The sequence below is a fragment of the Methylobacterium aquaticum genome (assembly GCF_001043915.1).
Taxonomy (GTDB): domain Bacteria; phylum Pseudomonadota; class Alphaproteobacteria; order Rhizobiales; family Beijerinckiaceae; genus Methylobacterium; species Methylobacterium aquaticum.
In genome coordinates this window covers 1-3,010 of record NZ_LABX01000442.1, presented here as the reverse complement: position 1 = coordinate 3,010, position 3,010 = coordinate 1, and the positions used below count along the sequence as shown (strand labels likewise).

3 protein-coding genes and 1 pseudogene are annotated in these 3,010 nt (G+C 69.1%); all 4 read left to right on the top strand.

The features are described 5' to 3' along the window. A pseudogene (locus tag VP06_RS38420) lies at nt 1–86 on the top strand (ABC transporter ATP-binding protein); the annotation flags it as partial. 38 nt (nt 87–124) lie between these two features. After that, nucleotides 125–1,348, top strand: coding sequence for an ABC transporter substrate-binding protein (locus VP06_RS33105; protein WP_245291406.1), 1,224 nt, complete (start codon nt 125–127; stop codon nt 1,346–1,348). Between the two features lie 104 nt (nt 1,349–1,452). Then, nucleotides 1,453–2,658 (top strand): ABC transporter substrate-binding protein, encoded by a 1,206-nt coding sequence (locus tag VP06_RS33100; RefSeq protein ID WP_048468074.1) that lies wholly within the window; start codon nt 1,453–1,455, stop codon nt 2,656–2,658. Between the two features lie 79 nt (nt 2,659–2,737). Beyond that, the coding region (locus VP06_RS33095) for an ABC transporter permease subunit (RefSeq protein WP_048468073.1) at nt 2,738–3,010 on the top strand (273 nt) is incomplete at its 3' end.

The window sequence follows — 3,010 nt, the reverse complement described above, 5'->3', positions numbered from 1 at the left end:
TCGAGCAGGGCCGGGTGATCGACATGATCCCCAACCGCGACCTCGACGCCAACATCGACAAGCTCCACACCTATCTCGGCGTGTGATGCGGGCGCGGGTCCTCCTCACGGCCCTGCTGGCGGGTATGGCGTCGAGCGTGGCCCCGAGCGTGGCGGCGTTCGCCGGGACCCCGGTGAAGATCGGCGTGCTCAACGACCGCTCGGGCGTCTATGCCGACATCTCGGGCGAGGGCTCGGTTGTCGCGGCCCGCATGGCGGTGGAGGATTTCCGCCAGCAAAGCCACGATCTCGCGGTCGAGATCGTGGCCGGCGACCACCAGAACAAGCCGGCGGTCGGCGCGGCCCTCGCCCGCGTCTGGTACGACCGAGAGGGCGTGGACGCGATCTTCGACGTGCCGACCTCCTCGGTGGCGCTCGCGGTCCACGCGGTCACCCGCGAGAGGAACAAGGTCTTCGTCGATTCGGGCGCCGGCACGGCCGATCTCACCGGCCCGGATTGCTCGCCCAACACGGTCCACTGGACCTTCGACACGGTCGCCCTGGCGAACGGCACCGGCGGCGCCATGGTCAAGCGCGGTGGCGATACCTGGTTCTTCGTCACCGCCGACTACGCCTTCGGCGAGGCGGTGCAGCGCGACACCACGGCGCTGATCCTGCGCAACGGCGGCAGGGTGCTGGGCAGCGTCAAGACGCCGTTCCCGGCCTCGGACTTCGGCCCCGCCTTGCGCGAGGCGCAAGGATCGGGCGCCAAGGTGATCGGGCTGGCCAATGCCGGCGGCGACACGATCGGGGCGGTGCGCGAGGCGGCGCGGCTGAAGGTGACGGAGGGGGGCCAGGCGCTCGCCGGCCTGCTGATCTTCTCCTCGGACATCCACGCGCTGACCCCGAAGGTGGCGCAGGGGCTGGTCCTGACCGAGCCGTTCTACTGGGACCTCAACGACGGCACCCGCGCCTTCTCCGACCGGTTCGCCCGCCGCTTTTCCGGCCGCAAGCCCACCGCCGCCCAGGCCGGGGTCTATGCCGGGGTGCTGCACTACCTCAAGGCCGTGGCGGCCCTGCACCGGGCCGATGACGGCCGGCGGGTCGTGGCGAAGATGAAGGAGCTTTCGACCGACGATCCGCTCTTCGGCAAGGGCACGATCCGGCCGGACGGGCGCAAGATCCACGACATGTACCTGTTCGAGGTCAAGAAGCCGTCCGAGTCCAAGGGCGAGTGGGACCTCTACAGGACGCTGGCGACGATTCCCGGCGCAGAGGCTTTCCGGCCCCTCGACCAGGGCGGCTGCCCGCTCGTCACCAAGGCCGCGCAGGCGGAGACGGCGGTACCGACCGAGGGCGCGCGGCCCTGACAGCGGCCGGGACGTCCTCGAAACGAGAGGTGGGTCTGCGAGCCCGCCCGGACTTCGACACGAACGCCGCCGCGTGCGGGCGGCACCACCAGGGAGGATACTCGATGCTGAAACGGTTGCTGCTCGCCAGCGCAGTCTGCGCCGTCGCCGCGAGCCAGGCGCTCGCACAGACCCCGGTGAAGATCGGCGTGCTGAACGACCGCTCGGGCGTCTATGCCGACATCTCGGGCGAGGGTTCGGTCGCCGCCGCCCGCATGGCGGTGGAGGACTTCAAGGCCGCCGAGAAGGGCCTGAAGGTCGAGATCGTCGCCGCCGACCACCAGAACAAGCCCGATGTCGGCGCCTCGATCGCCCGGCAATGGTACGATCGCGACGGCGTCGACGCGATCTTCGACGTGCCGACCTCGTCGGTGGCGCTGGCCATCAACCAGGTCACCCGCGAGAAGAACAAGGCGTTCATCAATTCGGGCGCCGGCACCGCCGACCTCACCGGGCCGCAATGCTCGCCCAACACCGTCCACTGGACCTACGACACGGTCGCCCTGGCGAACGGCACCGGCGGCGCGATGGTCAAGCGCGGCGGCTCCACCTGGTTCTTCCTCACCGCCGACTACGCCTTCGGCCAGGCGCTCCAGCGCGACACCACCGAGGTGGTCACCAGGAACGGCGGCAAGGTGATCGGTGCGGTCAAGACGCCGTTCCCGACCGCCGACTTCTCGTCCTTCCTGCTCCAGGCGCAAGGGTCCGGCGCCAAGGTGATCGGGCTCGCCAATGCCGGCGGCGACACCATCAACGCCATCAAGCAGGCGGCGGAGTTCGGCATCACCGAGGGCGGCCAGGCCATCGCCGGCCTGCTGATCTTCTCCTCCGACATCCACGCCCTGACCCCGAAGGTGGCGCAGGGGCTGGTGCTCACCGAGCCGTTCTACTGGGACCTCAACGACGGCACCCGCGCCTTTTCCGACCGCTTCGCCAAGCAGGCCGGCGGCAAGAAGCCGACCGCCGTGCAGGCCGGCGTCTATGCCAGCGTGCTGCACTACCTCAAGGCCGTCGAGGCGCTGAAATCGGCCTCCGACGGATCGAAGGTCGTCGCCAAGATGAAGGAGATCCCGACCGACGATCCGCTCTTCGGCAAGGGCAACATTCGCCCCGACGGCCGCACGATCCACGACATGTACCTGTTCGAGGTCAAGAAGCCGGCCGAGTCGAAGGGCCCGTGGGACCTCTACAAGACCCTGGCGACGATCCCCGGCAGCGAGGCGTTCCGCCCGCTCAACCAGGGCAATTGCCCGCTGGTGAACAAGAGCTGACCCCACTTCCGGCGGCGCCACGCGGCGCCGCCGGCCCCTTCCGCACCCGGCCCGGCCCCCACGCGAGTCGCCAGACCCCATGCCCATGATCCTCGGCATCCCCATGCAGGCGCTGTTCGGCCAGCTCCTGCTCGGCCTCATCAACGGCTCGTTCTACGCCATCCTGTCGCTCGGGCTGGCGATCATCTTCGGATTGTTGAACATCATCAACTTCACCCACGGCGCCCAGTACATGATGGGCGCCTTCGTCGCCTGGATGCTGCTGAATTATGCCGGCCTCGGCTATTGGTGGGCGCTGCTGCTGGCACCCATCGTCGTCGGGATCTTCGGAGTGATCCTGGAGCGGCTGCTG

Bases quoted from the DNA above. Each gene is read 5' to 3' on its own strand.
- VP06_RS33105 (WP_245291406.1), top strand. From the start codon at position 125: ATGGCGTCGAGCGTGGCCCCGAGCGTGGCGGCGTTCGCCGGGACCCCG.
- VP06_RS33100 (WP_048468074.1), top strand. From the start codon at position 1,453: ATGCTGAAACGGTTGCTGCTCGCCAGCGCAGTCTGCGCCGTCGCCGCG.